Annotated in this window: 22 protein-coding genes; 7 read left to right on the top strand and 15 right to left on the bottom strand. The window is 66.2% G+C overall.

Annotation, left to right across the window (positions count from 1 at the left end; all coding sequences use genetic code 11):
- Position 1: 1 nt before the first annotated feature.
- From folE2 to HLG70_RS13930, 5 genes are all read right to left on the bottom strand, one after another.
- Positions 2-799: a GTP cyclohydrolase FolE2 gene (folE2, locus tag HLG70_RS13910; protein ID WP_171663315.1), complete on the bottom strand. Its 798-nt coding sequence runs from the start codon at positions 797-799 to the stop codon at positions 2-4.
- 187 nt (positions 800-986) lie between these two features.
- Entirely contained in the window at positions 987-2,849 is a 1,863-nt protein-coding gene (gene dxs / locus HLG70_RS13915) for a 1-deoxy-D-xylulose-5-phosphate synthase (protein WP_171663316.1), read from the bottom strand.
- Between the two features lie 53 nt (positions 2,850-2,902).
- Positions 2,903-3,814 carry a polyprenyl synthetase family protein gene (locus HLG70_RS13920; RefSeq protein ID WP_171663317.1) on the bottom strand — a complete coding sequence of 304 codons (912 nt, stop codon included), beginning with the start codon at positions 3,812-3,814 and terminating at the stop codon, positions 2,903-2,905.
- A 7-nt stretch (positions 3,815-3,821) separates the two neighbouring features.
- Positions 3,822-4,088 carry an exodeoxyribonuclease VII small subunit gene (locus HLG70_RS13925; protein ID WP_105554896.1) on the bottom strand — a complete coding sequence of 89 codons (267 nt, stop codon included), beginning with the start codon at positions 4,086-4,088 and terminating at the stop codon, positions 3,822-3,824.
- An 82-nt stretch (positions 4,089-4,170) separates the two neighbouring features.
- Positions 4,171-5,025 (bottom strand): IclR family transcriptional regulator, encoded by an 855-nt coding sequence (locus HLG70_RS13930; protein WP_171663318.1) that lies wholly within the window; start codon positions 5,023-5,025, stop codon positions 4,171-4,173.
- Between the two features lie 170 nt (positions 5,026-5,195).
- Between HLG70_RS13930 and HLG70_RS13935 the strand changes: the two genes are divergently transcribed.
- From HLG70_RS13935 to HLG70_RS13945, 3 genes are all read left to right on the top strand, one after another.
- Positions 5,196-6,164: a Bug family tripartite tricarboxylate transporter substrate binding protein gene (locus tag HLG70_RS13935; protein ID WP_171663319.1), complete on the top strand. Its 969-nt coding sequence runs from the start codon at positions 5,196-5,198 to the stop codon at positions 6,162-6,164.
- A 209-nt stretch (positions 6,165-6,373) separates the two neighbouring features.
- Positions 6,374-7,384: an acyltransferase gene (locus HLG70_RS13940; protein WP_171663320.1), complete on the top strand. Its 1,011-nt coding sequence runs from the start codon at positions 6,374-6,376 to the stop codon at positions 7,382-7,384.
- A gap of 278 nt (positions 7,385-7,662) precedes the next feature.
- Positions 7,663-8,808, top strand: a complete 1,146-nt coding sequence (locus HLG70_RS13945; protein ID WP_171663321.1) for an aromatic ring-hydroxylating oxygenase subunit alpha — start codon at positions 7,663-7,665, stop codon at positions 8,806-8,808.
- Positions 8,809-8,884: 76 nt separating this feature from the next.
- Here HLG70_RS13945 and HLG70_RS13950 read toward each other — a convergent pair whose 3' ends face one another.
- The 5 genes from HLG70_RS13950 to HLG70_RS13970 all read right to left on the bottom strand — a co-directional run bounded on the left by HLG70_RS13950 (position 8,885) and on the right by HLG70_RS13970 (position 14,916).
- Positions 8,885-10,015 (bottom strand): TIGR03364 family FAD-dependent oxidoreductase, encoded by a 1,131-nt coding sequence (locus HLG70_RS13950; RefSeq protein ID WP_171663322.1) that lies wholly within the window; start codon positions 10,013-10,015, stop codon positions 8,885-8,887.
- A 92-nt stretch (positions 10,016-10,107) separates the two neighbouring features.
- Positions 10,108-11,130, bottom strand: coding sequence for a putative 2-aminoethylphosphonate ABC transporter substrate-binding protein (locus HLG70_RS13955; RefSeq protein ID WP_171663323.1), 1,023 nt, complete (start codon positions 11,128-11,130; stop codon positions 10,108-10,110).
- A gap of 102 nt (positions 11,131-11,232) precedes the next feature.
- The gene (gene phnX / locus HLG70_RS13960; protein ID WP_171663324.1) at positions 11,233-12,063 is read right to left on the bottom strand and encodes a phosphonoacetaldehyde hydrolase; all 831 of its coding nucleotides are present in this window, start codon (positions 12,061-12,063) and stop codon (positions 11,233-11,235) included.
- 17 nt (positions 12,064-12,080) lie between these two features.
- Positions 12,081-13,817, bottom strand: a complete 1,737-nt coding sequence (locus tag HLG70_RS13965; protein ID WP_171663417.1) for a putative 2-aminoethylphosphonate ABC transporter permease subunit — start codon at positions 13,815-13,817, stop codon at positions 12,081-12,083.
- 25 nt (positions 13,818-13,842) lie between these two features.
- Positions 13,843-14,916, bottom strand: coding sequence for a putative 2-aminoethylphosphonate ABC transporter ATP-binding protein (locus tag HLG70_RS13970; RefSeq protein WP_171663325.1), 1,074 nt, complete (start codon positions 14,914-14,916; stop codon positions 13,843-13,845).
- 148 nt (positions 14,917-15,064) lie between these two features.
- Between HLG70_RS13970 and HLG70_RS13975 the strand changes: the two genes are divergently transcribed.
- Together HLG70_RS13975 and HLG70_RS13980 are read left to right on the top strand one after the other, a co-directional pair.
- On the top strand, positions 15,065-15,928 hold the full coding sequence (locus tag HLG70_RS13975; RefSeq protein WP_171663326.1) for a LysR family transcriptional regulator: 864 nt from the start codon (positions 15,065-15,067) through the stop codon (positions 15,926-15,928).
- Positions 15,929-15,981: 53 nt separating this feature from the next.
- Positions 15,982-16,551, top strand: a complete 570-nt coding sequence (locus tag HLG70_RS13980; protein WP_171663327.1) for a phosphonate degradation HD-domain oxygenase — start codon at positions 15,982-15,984, stop codon at positions 16,549-16,551.
- 54 nt (positions 16,552-16,605) lie between these two features.
- Here the strand turns inward: HLG70_RS13980 and HLG70_RS13985 are convergent, their stop codons facing one another.
- Both HLG70_RS13985 and HLG70_RS13990 read right to left on the bottom strand, forming a co-directional pair.
- Positions 16,606-17,457: a sulfurtransferase gene (locus HLG70_RS13985; protein ID WP_171663328.1), complete on the bottom strand. Its 852-nt coding sequence runs from the start codon at positions 17,455-17,457 to the stop codon at positions 16,606-16,608.
- Between the two features lie 39 nt (positions 17,458-17,496).
- Positions 17,497-18,351, bottom strand: coding sequence for a DMT family transporter (locus HLG70_RS13990; protein WP_171663329.1), 855 nt, complete (start codon positions 18,349-18,351; stop codon positions 17,497-17,499).
- Positions 18,352-18,503: 152 nt separating this feature from the next.
- Between HLG70_RS13990 and htpX the strand changes: the two genes are divergently transcribed.
- Positions 18,504-19,385, top strand: a complete 882-nt coding sequence (gene htpX, locus HLG70_RS13995) for a protease HtpX (RefSeq protein ID WP_171663330.1) — start codon at positions 18,504-18,506, stop codon at positions 19,383-19,385.
- Between the two features lie 65 nt (positions 19,386-19,450).
- Here htpX and HLG70_RS14000 read toward each other — a convergent pair whose 3' ends face one another.
- Positions 19,451-20,842, bottom strand: coding sequence for an L-serine ammonia-lyase (locus HLG70_RS14000; RefSeq protein ID WP_171663331.1), 1,392 nt, complete (start codon positions 20,840-20,842; stop codon positions 19,451-19,453).
- A gap of 175 nt (positions 20,843-21,017) precedes the next feature.
- Here HLG70_RS14000 and HLG70_RS14005 point away from each other — a divergent pair, with 175 nt between their 5' ends.
- Positions 21,018-22,679, top strand: coding sequence for a Na/Pi cotransporter family protein (locus tag HLG70_RS14005; RefSeq protein ID WP_171663332.1), 1,662 nt, complete (start codon positions 21,018-21,020; stop codon positions 22,677-22,679).
- Positions 22,680-22,808: 129 nt separating this feature from the next.
- On the opposite strand, the gene HLG70_RS14010 is transcribed toward HLG70_RS14005, so the two are convergent.
- Complete coding sequence (locus HLG70_RS14010) at positions 22,809-23,597, bottom strand: dienelactone hydrolase family protein (protein ID WP_171663333.1); 789 nt, start codon at positions 23,595-23,597, stop codon at positions 22,809-22,811.
- Positions 23,598-23,651: 54 nt separating this feature from the next.
- A complete protein-coding gene (locus tag HLG70_RS14015; RefSeq protein ID WP_171663334.1) occupies positions 23,652-24,491 on the bottom strand; it encodes a ZIP family metal transporter in 840 nt (279 codons plus the stop codon).
- Positions 24,492-24,616 lie beyond the last annotated feature (125 nt).

Below are 24,616 nucleotides of genomic sequence, written 5' to 3' on the forward strand. Positions count from 1 at the left end.
CTCAGCCTTCCACGACGGCGTAGGCCGAGTGATTGTGGATGGACTCGAAGTTCTCGGCCTCGACGCGATAGCGGGCGATGCCGGGATGCGCATTCAGGCGGGCAGCCACGTCGCGCACCAGGTCTTCGACGAACTTGGGGTTGTCGTAGGCGCGTTCGGTCACGTACTTTTCGTCGGGGCGCTTGAGCAGCCCCCACAGCTCGCACGAGCCCTCTTCTTCGATCAGGCGGATGACGCCATCCATGCCGATGTCGTCGCTGAGGATGGCCGAGACCGTGACATGCGAGCGCTGGTTGTGCGCGCCGTACTCGGAAATGGCCTTGGAACACGGGCAGAGGCTGGTGACGGGCACCTGCACGATCAGTTCGAATTCAACGCTGTCGGCCTGGGCGCGGGCGATCCACTGGACTTCGTAGTCCAGCAGGCTTTGCACGCCGGAGATCGGGGCCGATTTGTTGATGAAGTACGGGAACGACGCGGTGATGTCGCCGCGTTCGGCATGCAGCAAGGGCAGCATGTCGGCAGCCATGGCGCGGAACAGTTTCGGCGTCATGGGGGTGCTGCGGTACTTTTCCAGCAGGGCCACGAAGCGGGACATATGCGTCCCCTTTTCTTCGGGCGGCAGGGCGACGGTCAGCGTCCAGTTGGCTACGGTGCCCTGGGGCGAGCCGTCGCCGCTTTCAATCAGCATGGGATGGCGTACGCCACGGATGCCCACTCGCTGAATCGGGATGTGCCGCGTGTCCGCCGAACTCTGGACGTCGGGCATCACGATGGCGGGGTCGATCGGAGAATTCATTTCGGCTTACCTGTCTAGGCAATCAGTCGTGACAACGCACAGGCCTAGTAATCTTGAGAGGCGCCCATTATCGCCCATACGCTGGCAACCGCCAGGGGAAACCCTTCTATTCGTATGTTAGAAGGAGCGGAACAGTGTGTTTCAGCCATGTGGACGAAGGCTGCCGCCTTCGCCCACAAAAGCAGGCTCAGCTCAGCAAATCGGCGTAGCGCGTACGGATCGATTGCTCGATGCCGGCGGCGTCCAGGCCCAGGCCGGCCAGCAGCGCCGACTGCTCGCCGTGGTCGATGAACTCGTCCGGCAAGCCCAGTTGCAATACGGGAATCTGCACGCCCGCCGCGCTCAGCGCTTCCAGCACCGCGCTGCCCGCGCCGCCCATGATGGACGCATCTTCGACCGTGACGAGCGCGTCGTGCCGGCTCGCCAGGTCCAGGATCAGCTCCCGGTCGATCGGCTTGACGAAGCGCATGTCGGCCACGGTGGCGTCCAGTTTCCCGGCAGCGCCCAGCGCCGCCTGGACCAGCGTGCCAAAACCCAGGATGGCGATCTTCCTGCCCTCGCGGCGAAGCAGGCCGCGGCCCAGCTCGACGACATCCAGGCCGGCGCACTCCTGGGCGCCACAGCCCGCGCCGCGCGGATAGCGCACCGATGCGGGGCCCGGATGCTGATAACAGGTCGAAAGCAGCAAGCGGGTCTCGTTTTCGTCCGAAGGGGTGGCGACCACGATGTTCGGCACGCAACGCAGGAATGCGATGTCGTAGTTGCCCGCGTGCGTTGCGCCGTCGGCGCCGACGATGCCGGCGCGGTCCAGCGCGAACGTGACATCCAGGTTCTGCAAGGCGACGTCATGGACGAACTGGTCGTAGCCGCGCTGCATGAACGTGGAATAGATGGCGACGACCGGCTTTTGCCCTTCGCAGGCGATGCCGGCGGCAAACGTCACGGCGTGCTGCTCGGCGATGCCCACGTCGAAATACCGCTGCGGGAAGCGCTTTTCGAATTCCACCAGACCGCTGCCTTCGCGCATGGCGGGCGTGACGGCGACCAGGCGCGGATCCTGCTGGGCCGTGTCGCACAGCCACTGGCCGAACACTTGCGTGAACGTGCGCTTGCCCGGCGCCTTGGACTGCTGGATGCCGACCGCGGGATCGAACTTGCCCGGGCCGTGATACAGCACCGGATCGGCCTCGGCCAGCTTGTAGCCCTGCCCTTTCTTCGTCACCACATGCAGGAACTGCAAGCCTTCCAGGGCCTTCAGGTTCTGCAGCGTGGGGACCAGCGCGTCCAGGTCGTGACCGTCGATGGGACCGACGTAATTGAAGCCGAATTCCTCGAACAGGGTGGCCGGCGTGACCATGCCCTTGGCGTGCTCTTCGAAGCGGCGCGCCAGTTCGAGGACGGGCGGCACATGCTGCAGCACCGCGCGGCCCACGTTCTTGGCCGTGGCGTAGAAGCGGCCCGACATCAGGCGTGCCAGGTAGCGGTTCAGCGCCCCCACCGGCGGCGAGATCGACATGTCGTTGTCGTTCAGGATCACCAGCAAGTTGATGTTGGGCGTGACGCCCGCATTGTTCATGGCTTCGAACGCCATGCCGGCGGACATCGCGCCGTCGCCGATCACGGCGATATGCTGGCGCTGCACGCCGGCATTGCGCGAGGCGACCGCCATGCCCAGCGCCGCGGAGATCGAGGTGGACGAATGCGCGGTGCCGAAGGCGTCGTACTCGGATTCGCTACGTTTGGGGAAGCCCGAAATGCCGCCCTGCTGGCGCAGCTTGGCCATGCCGCTGCGGCGGCCGGTCAGGATCTTGTGCGGGTAGGACTGGTGGCCCACATCCCAGACGATGCGGTCGTGCGGCGTATCGAACACCTGATGCAACGCCAGCGTGAGCTCGACGGTGCCCAGGTTGGACGACAGGTGTCCGCCCGTTTTGGATACCGACTCCAGCACGAAGCCACGCAGTTCGTCCGCAAGCTTCTTCAGCTCGCGACGATCCAGGCGCTTGAGGTCTGCCGGCGATTGAATGCGGTCCAATAAATCTGTCGTCATGCTTTTATGTGGTTCGTTGGCCCAGCCTGCGATCAGGCCAGGCTTGTCACGGATCAGCGGTCTCGAAGAACGATGAAGTCGGCCAGTTGGGCCAGGCGCGAGCCCGCATCCCCGAGCGGCCCGAGGGCAGCCAGGGCGGCTTCGCGCAATTCCTCGGCAAAGGCCCGCGCCTCCGCAAGCCCCAGGAGCGATACATACGTCGGCTTGTTCTCGGCGGCGTCCTTGCCCGGCGTCTTGCCCAGGCTGGCGCTGTCGGCGGTCACGTCGAGGATATCGTCCACCACCTGGAATGCCAGCCCCATGGCCTGCGCGTAGGCGTCCAGCGCCTGGCGCGATGCCGAGCTCGCGCCCGCCACGATGCCGCCCAGCGCCACGCTGCATGCGAGCATGGCGCCCGTTTTCATGCCGTGCATCATCTGCAGCTCATCGCGCGACAGCGACCGGCCCACGCTGAACAGATCAATCGCCTGGCCGCCCGCCATGCCCTGGCTGCCGGCGGCGCGCGCCAGCGACTGGGTGGCCTGGACGATCAGCGCGGGCGCGATCGGCATGGAGGCCAGCAGATCGAACGCCAGCGGCTGCAGCGCATCGCCGGCCAGCATGGCGGTGGCTTCGTCGAACTGCACGTGGGCGGTGGGCCGGCCACGGCGCAGCGTGTCGTCGTCCATGCAGGGCAGGTCGTCATGGACCAGCGAATAGGCATGGATCAGTTCCACGGCGGCGGCGGCGCGGTCGAGCGAGGCTTCGACGGCCAGCACGCTGCCGCTGACCGGGCAGGCCTGTCCGGCGGCATAGACCAAGGCGGCGCGCACGCGCTTGCCGCCGCCGAGCACGGCGTAGCGCATGGCTTCGTGCAGGCGTACGGGCAGCACGTCCGCCGGGGGCATGAGGTCGTCAAGCACGTCTTCGACGTGTCGCGCACGGCCTTGCAACCACTCGGGGAAAGCGAGTTGAGTTTGCTTCATCGGGTTCTTATTCGTCATCCAGCGCCGCGGGATCCAGCGGCCGGAGCAGGTCGCCTTCCAGGACCTTGACCTGTTGTTCGGCCTGCGCCAAGCGGTCTTGGCAGACCCGCGTGAGCGCCACGCCGCGCCGGTAGGCTGCCAGCGATTGCTCAAGCGGCAGCGAGCCGTCTTCCATGGCCGCAACCAACGATTCCAGCTCGGCCAGGGCCGTTTCGAAATCCTGGGGCAAGGGACGATCGTCGATCTGCGGATCAGCTTGTGTGGGTTTGGCCAAACGGGTCTCCGAGGGCGCTAGGGGTGGATCAATCCGTGAATTGTACGAGATAGCCACGCCGGTCCCGCCAGCGCGCCGCGCCTCAGCCCGGCGCCCCCGCCAAGCCCGCCACCGCGGCCCGCAATGCCGGCGCCACGCGGGCGCGCAAGTCCGGCTCTTCCAGCAGGCTTGCGGGCCCGCCGCAGCTCATGACGAAAACGCCTTCACCCGTAATGGACGTGAACGGCACGGCGACGGCGTTGATGCCCGACTGCCATTCGCCGATCGCAAAGCAGCAGCCCGAATCCCGCAGCTCGGAACGGGCGCGATCGATCGCCGCGGCCGCGGGGGCCGCCTGGCCCAGGCGCGCCAGGATGGCGGCGCATTCATCGGCGGGCAGGCTGGCCAGGTAGGCCCGGCCCATGGCGCTGTCCAGGCTGGCGCGGTAGCCAACCGGCAAGCGCAGATAGAGGGCGGATGAGCCGTGGATGGCTTCGACATAGGTCATGGCGTCGCCGTCGAAGGCGCCCAAGGCGACCGCGCCCCCGGTATCGCGGGCCAGATCGGTCATTGAAGCCTTGGCCAGCTCGCGCACTTCCAGCCCGGCCAACAGGCCAAAGCCCAGCGCCAGGACGCCGTAGCCGGGCGAATACTTGCCGGTGTCCGGGTGGTAGCGCAGATAGCCCAGTTCGGTCAGCGTGTAGGTGATGCGGCTGATCGTGGGCTTGGGCAGGCCGGTCAAGCGCGCCAGGTCCAGGTTGCCCAACGCGGCCACGCCATGCCGGAAGCAGCGCAGCACATCCAGCCCGCGCGCCAATGCAGTGATGAAGTCCGGTGAGTTTGCGCCCTCGCCCGCGCCGGCCACCCGCTTGCGGCGTGCTGGCAGGCTGAGTTCGAGTTTCTCGTCCGGCTTGGAAGGAGGGTGCGCAATACGCTTGCCGCTAGAAAAAGATTGCATTTCCATTCACTTCGTTTTTATAGTTTATTTCGAATGACAGAATAAAATTCCAATATACGGAATTTAAATCATCCAAGGAGACCTGGCAAGCCACCGCGATGGACACCTCGCGGCCCAGCCAAGCCAGGCCCGGCGATCCACTCCAGACCAAGCGATTTCAAGGGGAAAACATGATTCGCACCAGCTTCAAACTGCTCGCCACCCTGGTGCTCAGCGCCGCCGCGCTGGGCGCCCAGGCCGACACCTATCCGGCCCGGCCGATCAAGGTGATCTCGCCCTTCCCGGCAGGCGGGGCGACGGATGTGCTGACGCGCGTCCTGGCCGAGCGGATGGCCAAGAACCTGGGCCAACCCATGATCGTCGAGAACAAGGCCGGCGCGGGCACTTCGATCGGAGCCGCCTTCGTCTCGCGCGAAGCGCCGGACGGCTACACCATCCTGATGGCCACCAACTCCACGCTGGTCACCAACCGCTACCTGTACAAGGAACTGCCCTACGATCCGGACGGTTTCGCTCGCATCGGCATGGTGGGCGTCGGTCCGCTGGTCCTGCTGTCCAGTCCCAAGCGTCCGTTCAACAGCACCCAGGACGTCGTGGACTACGCCAAGCAGAACCCGGGCAAGCTGACCTTCGCCACGTTCGGCCCCGGCACCTCGTCGCACCTGGCCGGCGAGCTGTTCAAGGAACGCGCGGGCATCGACATCCTGCACGTGCCCTTCAAGGGCGCGACCCAGGCCCTGCCCGCGCTGATCAGCGGCGACGTGGACCTGTTCTTCGACATGGTCGCCACCGGCATGCCGCAAGCCGACGCGGGCAAGGTCAAGGTGTTCGCCATCACCAGCCCGTCGCGGCTGGCCACGCAGCCCAAGCTGGGCACGCTGGCCGAACAGGGTTACCCGGCATTCGACATGACTGCGTGGTTCAGCTTCGTGGCGCCCAAGGGCACTCCCGCTCCCGTGCTGGAAAGGCTGCAGGCGGCCTTGACCGAGACCCTGCAGGACGAAGCCGTGAAAAAGCGCATGCTGGACATGGGCATAGACCCGCGCTCGGGCACGGCGGCCGAACTGGACAAGCAGATCAAGACCGAACAGCCGATCGTGTCGCAACTGATCAAGCACGCCAATATCGTCTTGCAATAAGGCAGCATCCCCCAGCGGTTTCGTGACAAAACGTTCGCGGACCGCCGGCCCGCGATCCGTCGGCCCGCTCCCCTACCGCGGGCCGACCCTTCCCACCGACAGCGCCAATCCGGCCCTGTCGGTTTTTTACGCCTGGCCTAACCCCTGGATACAGAAATCGGACACCCGTCGCTGCTAAGGTGCAAAAGCCAACACCCAGCGGGAGCCCGATGCCTTATACCGAAGACCGATACGCCAGCCTGGACGCTGCCCGCTGGCTGGCGGCGGTAGCCGTTGTCCTGCTGCACAGCGCCGCGCTTATCGTCAGCGACCCGAGCGCCTATGGCGGCGGCGCGTGGCTGGCCGCCAATCTGTATGACTCCGCGGCGCGCTGGTGCGTGCCGGTCTTCGTGATGGTAAGCGGCGCCCTGCTGCTGGACCCCGACAAGCCGCAGGACGCCCAGCGGTTCTACAGCCGGCGCATGGCCCGGATCTGCGCCCCTCTGCTGTTCTGGACCCTGTTCTACCTGGCGTGGCGCACGGGGCTGGACTGGTGGGACGATGGCCGCGTCGATTTTTCGTTCTGGCCGCGCAAGGTTGCCCAAGGCGAGCCCTACTACCACCTCTGGTACCTGTACATGATCGTGGGCCTGTACCTGTTCGCCCCCCTGGTCCGCCTGCTGTATGCGCGCAGTACGCCCAGGGCACGCGCGCTGTGGGTGGTGGGCATTCTGGGCGTGGCGATACTGGATGCCCTGTATCGCCGCGCACTCGGCGCGCCTCATGGCTTCTTCCTGACGTGGTTCCTCCCCTATCTGGGCTACTTCGTCGCGGGCCGCCTGATCTTCGACGGCGAGATGCGCATTCCGCGCCCGGGACTGATGCTGGCGGCCAGCGTGGCCGCCACCGCGCTGGGCGTGACCGTCATGTCCGATGGCCACGCGCTGGACACCTACTTCTACGACTACTTCAGCCTGACCGTGCCCTTCATGTCCCTGGCCGCTTTCCAATGGATCGTGTCGTCGCCCCGCCTGCCCAGGCTGGCCTCGCTGGCGCCGCTGACCTTCGGCGTCTATCTGATCCACCCGGTATTCCTGGACGTGGCGCGCCGTGCCGGCGCCTTCTCCGGCGGGCAGCGCGATGCCTGGGCCGTGCCCTTGCTGACGGCGGCCGTATTCGCCCTGTCGGCGGCCAGCAGCTGGCTGCTCAGGCGTCATCCCGCCACCCGCAAGCTCGTCTGAAAGACCTACGCCGCGAAGGGTTAATCGGGTTTTGCACCCGGCCAAAGCCACCCCCTGATAACTTCGCCAAGCCTCGCCGCGCTTAACGGGCGAGAGGGAATCCCTTGGGGTACAATTCACGGCTTATTTGATCGGCCAGACACCGATTTTTCTTCGCGCCAGAACGGATTTAGCCAGGCTCAAATTCTTGAACAGGCCTTGAACAAAACCTTGGCTTGAACAAAAGCGCTTGGCAAAGCTCAAACCGTCCTGGCTTTTTTATCCGAGCGGAGGGAATCATGACCGACATCGGTCGGATGGCACATGTCGTGCCAGCTCGCACCCAGCTACCCGTCAGCGCATATTTTGACGAAGCCCTCTTTGCCCGCGAGCAAGAACTCATTTTCAAGCAATCCTCGCAATATGTCGGCCACCAGAAAGTGGTGCCCGAAATCGGGGATTGGCGTACGTTGGTCCAGGAAGGCGGAGGGCGCACGCTGGTTCGTAACCAGCAAGGCGTCGAACTCATCTCAAATGTCTGCCGTCACCGTCAGGCATTGATGCTTGGCGGCGAAGCCGGCAACGTGGCTGGCAACTGCAATACACACGGTAATCTGAAGGCCACTGGCGGCAACATTGTTTGCCCGCTGCACCGCTGGACGTACAACAACCAGGGCGAGTTGTTGGGCGCGCCTCAGTTCGAGACCACGCCTTGCATGAATTTGCAGAAGTTCCGCCTGCGCGATTGCCATGGCCTGCTGTTCGAGGGCCCGCGCGATCCGGCCGCCGACATGGCGCCGCTGTTCTCGCGTCCCGAGTTCAACTTCGGCGACTACGTGCTGGACCACGTTGAAGTGCATCAGTGCAACTACAACTGGAAGACCTTCATCGAGGTCTATCTAGAGGACTATCACGTCGGTCCGTTCCATCCCGGCCTGGGGCGCTTCGTCACGTGCGACGACCTGACCTGGGAGTTCAACGACTGGTACAGCCTGCAAAAGGTGGGCGTGCACAATGCGCTGGCCCAACCGGGTTCGGACGTGTACAAGCAATGGCACGACCGCCTGCTGTCGTTCCGCGACGGCGATGCGCCGGATTTCGGCGCGGTCTGGGTCACGTACTTCCCGACCCACATGATCGAGCTCTACCCGCACGTGCTGGTGCTGTCCACGCTGTACCCGAAGGGCCCGCAGGAAACGGTGAACGTCGTCGAGTTCTACTACCCCGAGGAAATCGCCGCCTTCGAGCGCGAGTTCGTTCAAGCGCAGCGCGCCGCCTATATGGAGACGGCCATCGAAGACGATGAGATCGCCGAACGCATGGACGCCGGCCGCAAGGCCCTGATGCTGCGCGGCGTGAACGAGACCGGTCCGTATCAGTCGCCGATGGAAGACGGCATGCAGCACTTCCATGAGTGGTATCGCCGCATCATGCAGAACGTGTAGTTCCGCCTGCTCCGCTCGGATGGAAAAAGGGCCTCGCAATCGCGAGGCCCTTTTCATTGCGGCGCGCCGGCGAAAATCAGCGTCCCGTCACGCCAGCCACCGCGCGTTCGCCGATCGCCAGCCCCACCGTCATGCCAACGCCGGAATGCATGACCGCCACCGTGGTCGCCGCGTCCACCGGCATCACCGAGAACGGCGCCGGGCCATGCGCGCCGTATACGCCCTGCCAGCGTTCCAGCACCCGCAGCCGCGCGCCGAGGGCCTGCGACGCCAGGTCCAGCATTGCGTTGTCGACGGCCTCGTCGTTGAACGGCGGCGCGTCCTGCCCGTAGCGATGCGAGTCGCCGATGATCAGCTCGCCATACGGCGTGGGGCTGATCAGCAGATGGATGCCGTTTTCCAGCAGCATGGGCGTGCGCTCCTGGATCACGCCGCGCAGCGCCTGTGCCGACGGCAGGTCCGAGAAGGCGCCGTAATGCACGCAGGACAAGCCGGTCAGCACCGGGCGGTCCAGCGCGATGGGGTTGGTTTCGAATGCCGCGCGCAGCATCTGCAGCCGCGTGACCTCCAGGTTCAGCGGCGCGAAGCGCTCGGGCAGCAAGGTCAGGTAGTCGTGGCCCGGGCAGACAAAGACATGGGCCGCCTTGAAATCTCCCGCCGTAGTGCCGACCTCGCCGTTCTCCACCGCGCGCGCCAGCGTCCCCGTGATGAACTCGACCCCCAGCGAGGTCTCCAGGTAGCGGGTGATGGCGGGCAAGGCCTCGCGGGAATAGATCTGCAGATCGTCGTGGCCGCGCAGGGCCATGCAGTGATGGGCCAGCTGGCCGCCGTACAGGCCCGCCACCTCGCGGCCGGACAGCAGCTCGGCGCGATACCCTTCCTGCCGCATGCGCGTATCCGCGAACTCCCGCAGCACGTCGGCCTCGTCGGCATTGCGCGCCAGCACCAGGGCGCCATTGGCGCGCACATGGAAGCCCGCCTTGTCCGCCAGTTCCAGCCACAGTTCGCGAGCCTGCTGGGCGTGCGACAACATCATGCCCGGCGCCTGGCCCGTCACGATGACCTGGCCGAAGTTGCGGATCGTGGCGCCATGCGCCTGCCGGCTGCGCTCGATCACGGCCACCGACAGGCCGCGCTTGGCGGCCGCCCACGCGTGCGCGATGCCGAGCATGCCCGCGCCGACCACGATTACGTCGAAATTTTTCATCTTCGGAACATTGCAAGAAAGATTGCGGGGAAACCGCCCGAGGCGGCCTCCCGATGCGCGGCGGCGTCCCGCGCCGCCGCGATGGCAGGGGCTTACTTCTTCTTCGGTTCGGACTTGCCGTCGTAGCGCTTGGTCCACTCGGCGATGATGCGCTCGCGATTCGTGGCGGCCCACGTGAAGTCGTTCTTGATCATGCGGGTGGTCAGGTCCGCCGGCAGGTTCGGGTTGACCGTGGCGATCGACGGAATCGCCAACACCGCGAAGTTGGCCTTGTACAGCTCGTTGGCCTCGCGGCTGGCCGAGAAGTCGGCCAGCTTGCGGGCGGCTTCCAGGTTCTTCGTGCCCTTCATGATGGCGGTGGCTTCGACTTCCCAGCCCAGGCCTTCCGACGGGAACACGGCTTCGACCGGCGCGCCGTCGGCCTTCAGCTTGGCGGCGCGGTAGTCGAACGACACGCCGATCGGGAATTCACCGGCCGAGGCCATGTTGCACGGCTTGGAGCCCGAATGCGTGTACGAGCCGATGTTCTTGTGCAGGGCGTCCATGTAGGCCCAGCCCTTCTCTTCACCGAAAATCTGCAGCCATGCGCTCACGTCCAGGAAGCCCGTGCCCGAGGACGCCGGGTTCGGCATGACGATCTTGCCGGCGTACACGGGCTTGGTCAGGTCCTGCCACGACGTGGGCTTGGGCAACTTCTGCTTTTCGGCTTCGATGGTGTTAAAGCAGATGGCGGCGGCGTAGCCGTCCATGCCGACCCAGGACGGCTCGGCCTTGGCGTCGCGCATGTTCGCGGCGATCTGGTCCAGTCCCTTGGGGGCATACGCCTGCAGCATGCCTTCCTTGTCCATCAGGCCCAGCGCCGTGCCGGCCAGGCCCCAGATCACGTCGGCCTTGGGGTTGCCTTTTTCGGCCAGCAGCTTGGCGGCGATGATGCCGGTGGAGTCACGCACCCACTGGATCTTGATGTCGGGATTGGCCTTCTCGAACGCGGCCTGGTAGACCTTGATCTGGTCGGCTTCGAGCGCCGTGTAGACGGTCAGCGTGGTCTCGGCGGAGGCGGCGCCCATCACGCCCGTCAGGGCGGCGGCCAGTGCAAGCAGCTTGTAGCGATTCATGAGGAACTCCGTGGGTAAGCGGAAAAAAGGGTGAAGAAGGCCCCCACGGCCGGGCGGATGCCGGCCGCGGTACGCGTTATGAATGAGTGAACAGACGCTAGATCAAGGGCGTTGGCCTCGCGCCAGGCGGGCTTCGATATCGGCGACCACGGCCGGCAGGTCGGCCACCGTGTCGATCAGGTAATGCGGCGATACGGACGACAGTTCCTGGCTGGCGGCGGCGCGGGCCAGCTCACGGCCGGCTTCGTCCAGGCTCAGGTATTGGTCCAGCGTCAGGCCGGCGGCATTGCCCGACAGCAGCAGGCCCACCGTCCACATGCCGGCGCGGCGCCCTTCCTCGATGCCGGGAGCGGTGTCGTCGACCTTGATGCACCCGGCCACATCCGACAGGCCCAGCTCCACCACGTTCTTCAACGCCATGGCCGGCGCGGGACGCGCGCGCGGAACGTCGTCGCTGGCGACGATGCAATCCGGCTCCAGCCCTTCCGATGCGGCGCGCTCCACCACGCGGCGCATGACGCTGCCGGGATAGCCGGAGCAGGAGCCGATCTTCAGGCCGCGCTGGCGCAGCGCGCGCAACAGCTCGGCGGCGCCGGGGATGGCCGAGGAATACTGCGCCACCTTCTCCAGCTGCATCGGCAGGAAGCGTTCGTAGATCGCGGTCACGTCGTCGTCGGTAGGCAGGCGGCCGAACTGGGCCTGGTACTGGCTGGCGATGGCGGGCTGGTCGCAGAGGGCGCGGATATGGTCCCACTTCCCCATGCCCATCGGGCCGCGGGCTTCCTTGAGCGATACGTCCATGCCGAACTGCGAGAACGCATCGACGAACACCTTGGTGGGCGCGAAGGAGCCGAAGTCGACCAGCGTGCCCGCCCAGTCGAATATCACCGCCTCGAGGCGGACAGGCAAAGGCGAAACAGTCATGAGGGTCATCCTTGGAAAATGGTCGGTCAATGGGCCACGGGGCGGCGCCAGGCCTGGCTGCGCGTCACCAGCGCGCGGCTGGCAAGGTGCAGGACCAGCGCGGCGGCGGCGGAACTGGCCATGATCACGGTGCACATGGCGGCGGCCGGTCCGATGAAGCCGGCGTCATCCATGTTAAGCACGGCGACAGCGGCCAGCACGGTAGACGGGCTGTACAGGAACACCACGGCCGACACCGTCGTCATGGCCGAAACAAACAGATAGCGAGCCACGTCCAGCGCGGCCGGCAGGCACATCGGCAAGGTCACGCGCAGGAAGGTCGTCAAGCGCGGCACCTTCAGCGACGCCGAAGCGGCTTCGAACTCGGGATCCAGCGCGTTGAGCGCCGTGGACGCCGTCAGATGCGCGCTGGTATAGAAGTGGACCACCGTGCAAAGAATCAGCAGCGGCATCGTTCCATACAGCACATTCAATGGATTCATGAGGCTGTTGAAGAAGAAGATGTAGCCCAGGCCCAGCACCAGCCCGGGAACCGCCATGGGCATCAGCGCCAGCATGCCCACCATGCCCCGCAGGCCACGCGCCAACGCGCCGCGGGCGGGAACTTTTTCCATCATCCAGGCGCCCGAGAAGACCACGATGGTGCCGATCAGCGCCGTGCAGAACGCCAGTTGCAGGCTGTTGCGCCAGGCCAGCCAGCCGCCGCCGTCCATATTGTCGAAGTCGTAGGAGCGCAGTGACATCGACAGGTTGTAGGGCCACATCTTCACGAACGACGCCCAGACCGCCACGCCGATGATCAGGAGCAGGAAAGCCGCCAGCACCCCGGCCAGGGCCAGGAACGCCGCGTCGCGCCGGCCGTTGACGCCTGCCGCGTAGGGCTGGGCGCGGCCGCTCATCTGGGCGCCGTGGCGGGCGCGCAGGCGGCGGTCCAGCACGAAGGTCAGGAGCGCCGGCAGCAGCAGCAGAATGCCGATGGCCGCCCCCTTGGGGAAATTCTGCTGGCCGACCACCGCCTTGTAGGCTTCCATGGCCAGCACGTTGTAATCGCCGCCCACGACCTTGGGCACGCCGAAGTCCGTCACGGTCAGCGTGAACACCACGCAGCAGGCGGAGAACACCGCGTAGCGCGTGCCCGGCAAAGTAACGGTAAGGAAGGTGCGCCAGGATCCCGCGCCCATGGCTCGCGCCGCGTCGTAGAGCCGGCCGTCCGCCAGGGTCAGGCCGGTCAGCAGGATCATGAGTGCATGGGGGAAGGTGTAGAACGCCTCGCCCACGACTATGCCCCAGAAGCCATAGATGGTGGCGCCGCCGGTCAGGCCCTTGAGCAGCCCCTGGTTGCCCAGCAGGTACACCAAGGCGATGCCGGGCAACAGCGAAGGCGCCAGCAGCGGCAGCAAGGCGATGGTGCGCAAGAGGCCCTTGCCCGGCAGGCGGGTGCGGGTCAGTCCATAGGCAAAGCCGTAGGCGCAGGGCACGACCAGCATCATCGTCACGATGCCCACGGTCAGGCTGCGGCCGACCATGCTCAGGAATCCGTCGGCGCCGATGATGCCGGCGATGACCGACAAGCCCGCCCAGGCGCCGTCGCTATCGGTCACGGACTTGGCCAGGATCGCCGCCAGGGGCAGCGCCAGGAACACCAGCAGGCCCAATACCAGCGCGCCCTGCCCCACGGTCAGGCCCAGCGAGCCGATCCAGCCCGGCAGCGGACGGCGGCCCAGCGAGGGCGCTGGCGCAGGAACCGGGGCCGGCTCGGCCATGGCGGGGGAACGGGTCACTGTCGGATCAAGCGTAGGCGCGTATCGCATGGCGCGGCAGCTCCACCCAGCAGCGGCTGGCGGCGTGAGGGCCCAGCAGGGCGTCTCCGGTTTCAGGGGACACAATCGAATGCACCGTGGCGCCGGGCACGCCTTCCAGGCGCAGGGCCAGGCGGTAGCCACGGCCGAGGAACACGCCGTCCAGCACATCGGCCAGCATGGAGTTGGGTTCTTCCGGGCGCGCCATGCTGACTCGCACGGCCTCGGGCCGCACGAAGAGCTTGCCGGCGCTGGAGCCCAGCGTCTCGTCCACGGCCAGCTCCTGGCGGCCGACGCGGGCGCGATGCGCATCGATGCGCTCGAACGGCAGCCAGTTGGCCTCCCCGACGAAATCGGCGATGAAGGCCGAGCCCGGCTGGCGATACAGTTCGCGCGGCGTGCCGTACTGCTCGATGATGCCGCCGTTCATGACGGCGATGCGGTCGGCCATCACCATGGCCTCTTCCTGGTCATGCGTCACCATCAGCGTGGTGATGGACAGGCGCTTCTGCAGGGCGCGCAGTTCGATCCGCAGGTGCTCCCGCACCCGGGCGTCCAGCGCGGACATGGGTTCATCCAGCAGCAACAGGGACGGCGACGGCGCCAGCGCGCGCGCCAGGGCCACGCGCTGTTGCTGGCCGCCGGAGATCTGTCCCGGATATTTTCCCGCCGCGCCGGCCAGGCCGACCAGGGTCAGCATTTCCTCGACGCGGCTGGCGACGTGATTGCGGTGGGCGCGCTTGCCGCTCAGGCCGTAGGCCACGTTCTGGGCCACGGTCAGGTTGGGAAACAGCGCATACGACTGGAACAGGATGCCGTAGTCGCGCTCCTGCGGCTCGGCCTGGGAGATATCGCGGCCCGACAGCACGATAGTTCCGCTGTCCTGCCGCTCCAGGCCGGCGATGGCGCGCAGCAGCGTCGTCTTGCCGCAACCCGAGGGGCCCAGCAGGCAAACCAGCTCTCCGGCGCGGATGTCCAGGGAAACGTCGGCCAGCGCCGTATGGCTGCCGAATCGCTTCACAAGATTCTGCACTGATAGAAAGGCGGTATCGCGTTGGGGCATGGTGCCTCCGGTCTGGGAACGAAGGCAGTATGGAAGGCGCGTATTGAGTGTTTATGACACTTCGCGCAAATGCAGTAATAAAAACATCAAATTATTTTGGTGTACTGGCGGTCTTGCGCATTGCGTCCAACTTCCGCCCCCCATCATCGTGCTTGTCGCCGAACTCAAATCCTTCTACGCCGTGGCTCGCTGCGGCACCGTCACCAAGGCCGCCGCCCAGCTGGGAGTCAGCCAACCCACGGTGACAGGGCAACTGCGCCAGCTGGAATCGCGCTACGGCATCGAACTGTTCCACCGGCAGGGCCGTGGCATGAGGCTGTCGGACGCCGGACAGAATCTGATGCCCATGGTGGAGAAGCTGGTCCAGCAGGAAACCGAGATCGACTTCCGCCTGCGCGACGCCAGCGACCTGCGCGAAGGCAACCTGCGCATCGGCGCCACCGGCCCCTTCTACATCATGGACACGGTGCGCCGTTACAACCAGCGCTATCCCGGCATCGACCTGACCGTCACCATCGGCAATTCGCAGACCATGCTGCAGGCGCTGCATGACTACCGCATCGAGATTGCCACGTCATCCTTTCTGATGGATGACAAGCATCTGTACCGCCGCAGGATCGCCGCGGACCCGATCCGGGTCGTGACCCATCGGGACCACCCCCTGGCCCGGCGCGGCCAGGTCCACCTGGCCGACCTGGCCGAGCACGCGCTGCTCTTGCGCGAACCCGGCTCGATGACGCGCCAGCTGACCGAGGACGCCCTGCAGGCGGCCGGCGTGACGGTGCGCCGCACGCTGGAGATCGGCAGCCGGGAATCGATCCGCCAAGCCATTCTTTGCGAACTGGGAATCAGCCTGATCCCTTCGCGCGAGATCCCGTCCCACCCTGACCTGGCGGCCCTGGACATCCAGGACGCCGGCATCGTGATGCACGAATACCTGTACTGCCTGCGCGAGCGCCAACCGGTGCAGCTTATCGCGCGCTTTCTGGAGATGGCGCCGGCAGCCGGCTGACCCTCAGCGGTCACTGCCCGCCTCTTCCCCTTGCGGCCACTCAGGAGACAACCATGGCCTTGACCTTGCAAGATATAGAACAGCTTTTCCTGGAACGCGGGCACCGTTCCTATCATGGCGAATCCGTCAGCCATTTGCGGCATGCGCTGCAAACGGCGGCGCTCGCCGAGCGCCACGGCGCCAATGCCCAGCTGATCACGGCAAGCCTGCTGCACGACCTGGGCCACCTGATCGCCGACCGGCCCGGCACGCCCACGCTGCGGGGCATCGACGACAAGCACCAGTATTTCGTCCTGCCCTTCCTGCGCGGGCTGTTCAGCTCGGCGGTGCTGGACCCGATCCGGCTGCATGTCGAAGCCAAGCGCTACCTCTGCTATGTGGAGCCGCAATACGAAGCGTCGCTCTCGGAAGACTCCAAGCGCAGCCTGGCGCTGCAAGGGGGCAGTTTCGACGCCGGCCAGGCGGTCGATTTCGCGAGCATGCCGGGCGCGCCGGACGCGATACGCCTGAGGCGCTGGGACGACATGGCCAAGGTGCCGGGATTGGCGACTCCGCCCCTGGACCACTTCCTGGAGATCGCCGAAAGCGTCTCCGGGCGCGTCAAGCTGGCCGCCGTCTGGTAGGCGCAAGCGAACGTCCATGAGAAAAGCCAGGGCCTTGCGCCCTGGCTTTTTGATTCAAGCGCCCTTGGCCACCGGACGGGACGGGTCGCTGCACCACTCGCTCCAGGATCCCGGATACAGGCGTGAACCGGACAGGCCCGCGATCTCCATGGACAGCAAGTTGTGGCAGGCGGTGATGCCGGAGCCGCACTGGTGGACGATGGTAGCGGGATCGCGGCCGGCCAGCAGGCCGGTGAATTCAGCGCGCAGCTGCTCGGCCGTCTTGAAACGGCCGTCCGGCTGGAGGTTTTCGCCGTTGGGGCGGTTCAGGGCGCCGGGAATATGGCCGGCCACGGGGTCCATGGGTTCGACTTCGCCGCGATAGCGGTTGGCGGCGCGGGCGTCGATCACGGTGAAGGACGGCTGGGCAATGTTGTCCAGCACGGTCTTGGCATCCACGGAACCGGCCAGCGACGCGCCGGGCTCCACCGGCTTGCCCGGCTGCACGGCCGGGGCGGCCTGCGTCGTGGTCGGCAGCCCGGCGGCCACCCAGGCCTGCCAGCCGCCGTCAAGCACGGCGACCTGGCCGTGGCCCAGCCAGCGCAACATCCACCACAGGTGCGCGGCGTACATGCCGCCGCTGGCGTCGTAGGCCACCACCAGGGTCTGGGGCGTGACGCCATGCGCGGCCATCAGCGCGCCGAATTCGGCGCGGGCCGGCAAGGGATGCCGCCCGTTCTTGCCCGTGCGGGTCGCGGCCAGCTCGGTCTCGTGGTCCAGGTAGCGGGCGCCGGGGATGTGGCCGGCGTCATAGGCCTGGCGGCCCGCCGCGTGGTTGGTCAGGTCGTGGCGCACGTCGAATACGCGCACATCGGGACTATCAAGGCGCGCGGCCAGGTCGGCGGCGGAAATCAGTGTCGTCGTCATTCGATGTGCTCCTGTAAGCAATAGAGGCGGCCGCGCGGCTCAGGCCGATTTGGGGTCGCGCATGGTGCGCCACACCGACAGCAGGCCCGCGAAAATGATCAGGCCCATGCCGGCCCAGGCCAGACCGTCCAGATGGTCGCCCCAGAAGCCCATGCCCAGCAGAGCCGCGAAAATGATGGTGCTGTATTGCAGGGCCGCGGTCAGCAGCGCCGCCCCCATGCCGAACGCCCGGGTCATGGCCAGCTGGCCGAACAGGCCCGCCACGCCCACGCCCAGCAACGAGAGGTAGCCGGTCCAGTCGGCATGGCCCCAGCCTTCGAACGCCAGTCCGGCGCCGCTGGAAACGCACACGGCCACCGAAAAGAACAGCACGGTGCGCCATTCGGGCTCGCCGATGCGGCCCAGCTGGCGGATCTGCATCATGGCGATTGCCGACATGGCGCCGGCGCCCATGCCCAGCAAGGCGGCCAGCCATTGATCTTCATTGATGCTGGGCCGCAGCACGGCGATCACGCCCAGGAAACCCAGCGCCACCGCCAGGATCCGCACGGGGTCGCGCTGCGCGCCGCCCCACCCCAGCATCCAGCAGGCGATGAAAAGCGGCGCCGTGTAGTTCAGGCTGGTGGCGGTGGCCAGGGGCAGATGGGAAATGGCGAAAAAACCGAGCCACATCGACGTGACGCCCGAGAGGTTGCGCCATATGTGCAGCTTCCAGCTGGTGGGAATGATGGACTGGCGGCCCGCCCGGGCCCAGATCAGCAGCAGTATGACCGAAGGCAGGCCGCGAAACAGCACGACCTGCGGCAGCGACGCGCCGTGTTCGGTGCCGAGCTTCACGAACGAACCCATGATGGCGAACATGGCGGACGCCAGCAACATCCAAAGTGCCTGCATGGGGGTCTACGCTAAGGGAAAAGTGAGGAGAAATAAGGGAAAGCGATACTATACTCTCCGTCACCGGGAGCGGTGCCGGCGAGTCGGGGAACTGGCGGGCCGCCGCCATGTCGAACCCCGGGTATTTCCCGCTCGCAGAGGAACAAAAAAACATGAAACGCATCATCCTGTTCGTTGTCACCAACCTGGCCGTCATGCTCGTGCTGTCGGCCACGCTGCGCATCCTGGGCGTAGACCGCATCATCACGGCCAACGGCCTGAACTTCAACGCGCTGCTGATCTTCTCGGTCGTGGTGGGCTTCACCGGCGCCATCATCTCGCTGCTGATGAGCAAGCCGATGGCCAAATGGAGCACGGGCGCGCAGGTGCTGGATCCGAATTCGCCCCGCAACCAGCGCGAGGCCTGGCTGGTCGACACGGTCCATCAACTGGCCGACCGCGCCGGCATCGGCCGTCCGGAAGTCGCCATCTATGAAGGCGCCCCCAACGCGTTCGCCACCGGCGCGTTCAAGAACGACTCGCTGGTCGCCGTGTCGACGGGCTTGCTGGAAAGCATGAGCGAAGAAGAAGTCGCCGCCGTGCTCGCCCATGAAGTCGCGCACATCGCCAATGGCGACATGGTCACCCTGACCCTGATCCAGGGCGTGGTGAACACCTTCGTCGTGTTCCTGGCGCGCGTGGTCGGCTACTTCATCGACCGCGTCGTGTTCAAGAACGAACGCGGCATCGGCCCGGGCTACTTCGTCACCGTGCTGGTCTGTGAGATCATCTTCGGCGTCCTGGCCTCGATCATCGTCGCCTGGTTCTCGCGCCAGCGCGAATACCGCGCCGACGCCGGCTCGGCCCACCTGATGGGCGCCCGCGAACCGATGATCCGCGCCCTGGCCCGCCTGGGCGGCCTGGAGCCGGGCGAACTGCCCAAGTCCTTCGAAGCGTCCGGCATCACCGGCAAGGGCGGCCTGGCAGCCATGTTCGCCTCGCACCCGCCGATCCAGTCGCGCATTGCCGCGCTGCAAAATGCCCGCGTGATCTGAACATCGCCGGCAGCAAAAAGCCTCTCGAAAGAGGGGCTTTTTTGTTGGACGCCGCCCTTGGGCGGTCAGCACTCGACGATATTCACCGCCAGGCCGCCACGCGCGGTTTCCTTGTATTTGGTCTTCATGTCGGCGCCGGTTTCGCGCATCGTCTTGATGACCGAATCCAGCGACACATAGTGCTGGCCGTCGCCACGCAGCGCCATCCGGGCGGCGTTCACGGCCTTGATGGACGCCATGGCGTTGCGCTCGATACAGGGAATCTGCACCAGTCCGCCGACGGGGTCGCAGGTCAGTCCGAGGTTGTGCTCCATGCCGATCTCCGCGGCATTCTCGACCTGCTCCACCGTACCGCCCAAGGCCGCGGCCAAGCCGCCCGCCGCCATCGAGCACGCCACGCCCACTTCGCCCTGGCAGCCGACCTCGGCGCCCGACAACGACGCGTTGTACTTGTAAAGCAGGCCGACGGCCGCGGCCGTGAGCAGGAAGTCCCGCACGCCTTCGCGGTTGGAACCGGGAACGAAGCGGTCGTAATAGTGCAGCACGGCCGGGATGATGCCCGCCGCGCCGTTGGTCGGCGCCGTGACCACGCGGCCGCCGGCCGCGTTCTCTTCGTTGACCGCCATCGCGTACAGGTTCACCCAGTCCATGACCGACAAGGGGTCGGACAGCGTGCGTTCGGCGCGCTGGGTCAGGTTGCGATAGAGCTCGGGCGCGCGGCGACGCACACGCAGCGGGCCGGGCAATTCGCCGTCGGCTTCCGGGTAATTGATGCCGCAGCCACGCGCCACGCAGTCCTGCATGACTTGCCAGATGCGGTCCAGCCCGCTGTTCACTTCCGAGGCGTCGCGCCAGGTGAGCTCGTTCTTCATCATGAGCTGGGCAACCGTCAGCCCGCTTTCGCGGCACATGGCCAGCAATTCGCGGCCCATGCGGAACGGGTAAGGCAATTGGTTGTGCGCAGCGATGACCTGGCTGTTCGACGCGCCGGCGGTCACCACGAATCCGCCCCCGACCGACAGGTAGCGCGACTCGCGCAGCGGCTCGCCGCCGGCGCCGAAAGCGTGAAATTTCATGCCGTTGGGATGTTCCGCCATGGCCTCGCGGCGGTAGAACATCATGTGCTCCTTTTCAATGAAAGGCAGCGGATACTTCCCCAGCAGCGGCAACTGGCGGCTGGCGCGCACGGACGCGATCATGCCGGCGATCGCCGCGGGATCCACGGTGTCGGGCGCCTCGCCCATCAGGCCCAGCAGCACGCCCTTGTCGGTGCCGTGGCCCTTCCCGGTGGCGCCCAGCGATCCGTAGAGCTCGGCGCGGACGCTGGCGACCTGCGGAATCAGGCCGTCGCGCTCCAGGCCCTGCGCGAACAACAGCGCCGCCCGCATCGGGCCCACCGTATGGGAGCTCGACGGGCCTATGCCTATCTTGAACAGATCGAATACGGAAACGGCCACGCAAAACTCCAGTACATCTACGAATGATCAGGCAATGATACGCGTAGGCAAAGGCATACGCAGCAAAGCCCCGCCGGGCGTATCCTGTATTGCCCGGGCGGGTTTCCCCGCTAGCCCGGGCGTGCGATCATTACAGAATTATTACTTGTCATAAAAAGAACGGAAACACGCCTGGATGTCTGGAATCATCACCCTGCTTGACTTCGCCGGCTACGTTGCGCTGCTCCTCTGGGGCGTGCATATGGTCCAAACAGGCGTACAACGCGCCTTCGGGGCCGCCCTGGGCGCGGCGTTGGGACGGGCGCTGGGTACCCGGCTGCGGGCCTTCGGGGCCGGCCTGGGCATCACGGCGGCCCTCCAGAGCAGCACCGCCACCGGTTTGATGATCACCGGCTTCGCCGCCGGCGGGGTTGTCGGCCTGGTGCCGGCCCTGGCCGCGATGCTTGGCGCAAACGTCGGCACCACGCTGATTGTCCAGCTGCTGTCCTTCGACCTGACCGCGCTGGCCCCCATCCTGATCCTGGCAGGCGTCTGGATGTTCCGGCGCTATCCGCCGGGACGCACACGCGACCTGGGCCGAGTCTTCATCGGCCTGGGCCTGCTGCTGCTGTCCCTGCATCAGCTGGTCGAGCTCTTCGAACCGTTCCAGACCGCCCCGATGCTGGGCATGATCCTGGACGCCCTGGCAACCCAGCCCGTGGCGGCCGTGCTGCTGTCCGCGGCCTTTACCTGGGCGGCGCACTCCAGCGTCGCCGTGGTGGTGCTGGTGATGTCCCTGGCCAGCCACCACATGGTGGCGCCCCACGTCGCCTTTGCGCTGGTGCTGGGCGCCAACCTGGGCACCGCCATCAATCCGATGATCGAAGGCGTGACCGGCGACGATCCCGCCGCCCGCCGACTGCCGCTTGGCAACCTGCTGACCCGGGTGCTGGGTGTGCTGGCCGGGCTGCTGCTGCTGCCGGTGCTGCAACCGCTGATGAGCGAGCTGGCCAGCGACCCCGCTCGCGCCGTGGCCAACTTCCACACGCTGTTCAATGCAGTCATCGCGCTGGTCTTCCTGCCGCTGCTGACCCCATACGCCGCCCTGCTCACCCGCTGGCTGCCCAAGCGCGCGGATCCGAACGATCCCTCCCGCCCCCAATACCTGGACGAATGGGCCCATGACGTGCCGGCCGTGGCCCTGGGCAACGCGGCCCGCGAGGCCCTGCGCATGGCCGACATGCTGCAGACGCTGCTGCTCTACGCGCGCGCCGGCTTCAAGCGCGACAACCGCCATCGCCTGGTGCAGGCGCGCCAGTTGGACGCCGCGCTGGACAAGCTGGAAAACGCCATCACGACCTACCTGGCCACGCTCGACCAGGAAAACATGACGCGCGACGACATCCAGCGCATGGACGACATCCTGGCGTTCACCAGCAATATCGGCCATGCGGGCGACATCGCCCATCACGGCCTGCTCAGCCACGTCGCCAAGCTGCGCAAGCAGGGCTGGATCTTCTCGCCCGAGCAGCGCGCCAGCCTGGACGACACCCTGGGCCAGCTCATCGCCAACCAGCGCACCGCCGCCGCGCTTTTCGTCAATGACGACCTGCGCCAGGCTCGTTCGCTGGCGGGCGAAAAGGCGCGCTTTCGCACGATCGAAACCCAGGCCGCCGACACCCACCTGCAGAAGATCAAGTCGGGCGAGGTCGACGCCGCCGAAGTCGGCGCGCTCTACCTGGATATCCTGCGGGATATGAAGGGCATCAACTCCCACCTGGTGGGCGCCGCGGCCTATCCGCTGCTCGCCCGCCACGGCGAACTCCTCCCCAGCCGCCTGCGCGAAGCGGGGAATTGAGGCCCCCACGCCGCGCACGCTACGCTTGCTTGCTGCCCCCCGAGGGGGCGGCCCCGCCTGGGGGCGGCCCGGCGGCGGGACACAAAAAAACCGACCCAAAGGGTCGGTTTTTTCATTCCATCAATCCACTCACAAATACCGCTTGAACCACTCCAGCATCCGGTGCCACCCGTCCCGCGCGGCCTCGGGCTGGTAGCTGGCGCGGTAGTCGGCCACGAAGGCATGGTCGGCTTCGGGGTACACCACGAACTCGGATTGCCTGGCGGCGGCGTTGCCGGCGGCAAGTTTCGTCTTCATGGTCTCGACGTCCGCCAGCGGGATGCTGGCGTCGCGGCCGCCGTACAGTCCCAGCACGGGGCCGTGCAGTTCGTTGACCACATCAAAGGCCACGCGCTTGATCAGCGGGCCATGGCCCACGCTGAGCTTGCCGTACCAGGCCACGCCGGCCTTCACGTCGGGATTGTGCGCCGCGTACATCCAGGTCAGGCGTCCGCCCCAGCAGAAACCCGTCACCGCCACGCGACGGGCGTCGCCGCCGTTCGCGGCGGCCCACGCCACGCTGGCGTCCAGGTCCGCAAAGACCTGCTCGTCGGGCACCTTGCTGACCAGCTCCGAGATGAGCTTAGGAATGTCGGTATACGCCGAAGCGTCGCCCTGGCGCTGGTAGAGATTGGCGGCAACCGCCAGGTAGCCCGCCTTGGCAATCCGGCGGCAGAGATCCTTGATATGTTCATGCACGCCGAAGATCTCCTGCACGACCAGCACAATCGGCAGGTCGCGCCGGCCTTCGGGCGCGGCGTAATAGGCGTCTATCGGTCCGTCTGCCACGGGCAGCTTGAAATCCCCGTGGACCAGTCCCTGCGTGTCGGTGTGGATCACGGTGGGAGCGACATTGCCGGCGGCGGCGGAAAAACTCATGGAGAACTCCTGTGTTGGGATCGACAAAGCCGGCTATCCCCCGCCTGCCCAGCCCTAGTGCTGGTGGCCATGCTCCGCATGCGGCGCGCCATGGCCAGCGTCGGCGCCATGTTCGTGCCCGTGGTGCATCAGGGTGGTGACGCTGTAGATCAGCGCCACGCCCACGCCGACCAGCAGCAGCTGCGGGACGGCGTCGGAAAGGGATACCCGTTCGTGCATTTGCGGCATCAGGTCGGCCACCGAGATATACAGGAAGCTGCTGGCGGCAACCACCAGGATGTACGGCACCCAGTCCTGCGCCTGCTGCAGCACGAAGTACCCTATTATGCCGCCCACGGCTGAACACAAGCTGGTGAACAGGATCAGCGCAAAGGCGCGGCGGCGCTGCAGGCCGGCATTGAGCAGGACGACGAAATCGCCCAGCTTGTGCGGCACTTCATGGACGATGATCGATGCGGCGGTCAGCACGCCCAGCAGCGGATCCGTCAGGAATGCCGCCGCCACCAGCACGCCGTCGCACAGATTGTGCAGCGAACTGCCGATCAGGATCAGCATGCCGCCGCGTCCCGCCTCGTGGCGGTCGTGGCCCTTGTGATGGTGATGGCCATCGCCCTCATGGTGATGGCTGTGGCGCAGCAGCGCGATTTTCTCCAGCACGAAGAAACCGATCAGCGACGCCAGCATCAGGCCGAAGAGCACGTGGGCATCCCCCACCCCGGTTTCGAACGCCTCGGGCAGCAGGTGCAGCAGGGCGACCGACAGCAGCACGCCCACCGACAGACTCACCATGTGATGCAGGTATTGGGCAAAGACCTTGTAGGCCAGCCAGCTGGCGACAAGGACGGCAATAAGGCCGCCGGTGATGGTGGCGAGCAGGACCCAGAGCAGCAACATGAGGAAGGGACGCAAATAGGCGGGGAAAGCGCAACATTATATTGTTGCAATCCCAAAAGCGGAAATGGGCCGCCCCAGGGCGGCCCACCGGTCATTCCGGCAGGAGGTCATCCTGCCCCGCCCTT

The organism is Achromobacter deleyi (assembly GCF_013116765.2).
GTDB lineage: Bacteria > Pseudomonadota > Gammaproteobacteria > Burkholderiales > Burkholderiaceae_B > Achromobacter > Achromobacter deleyi_A.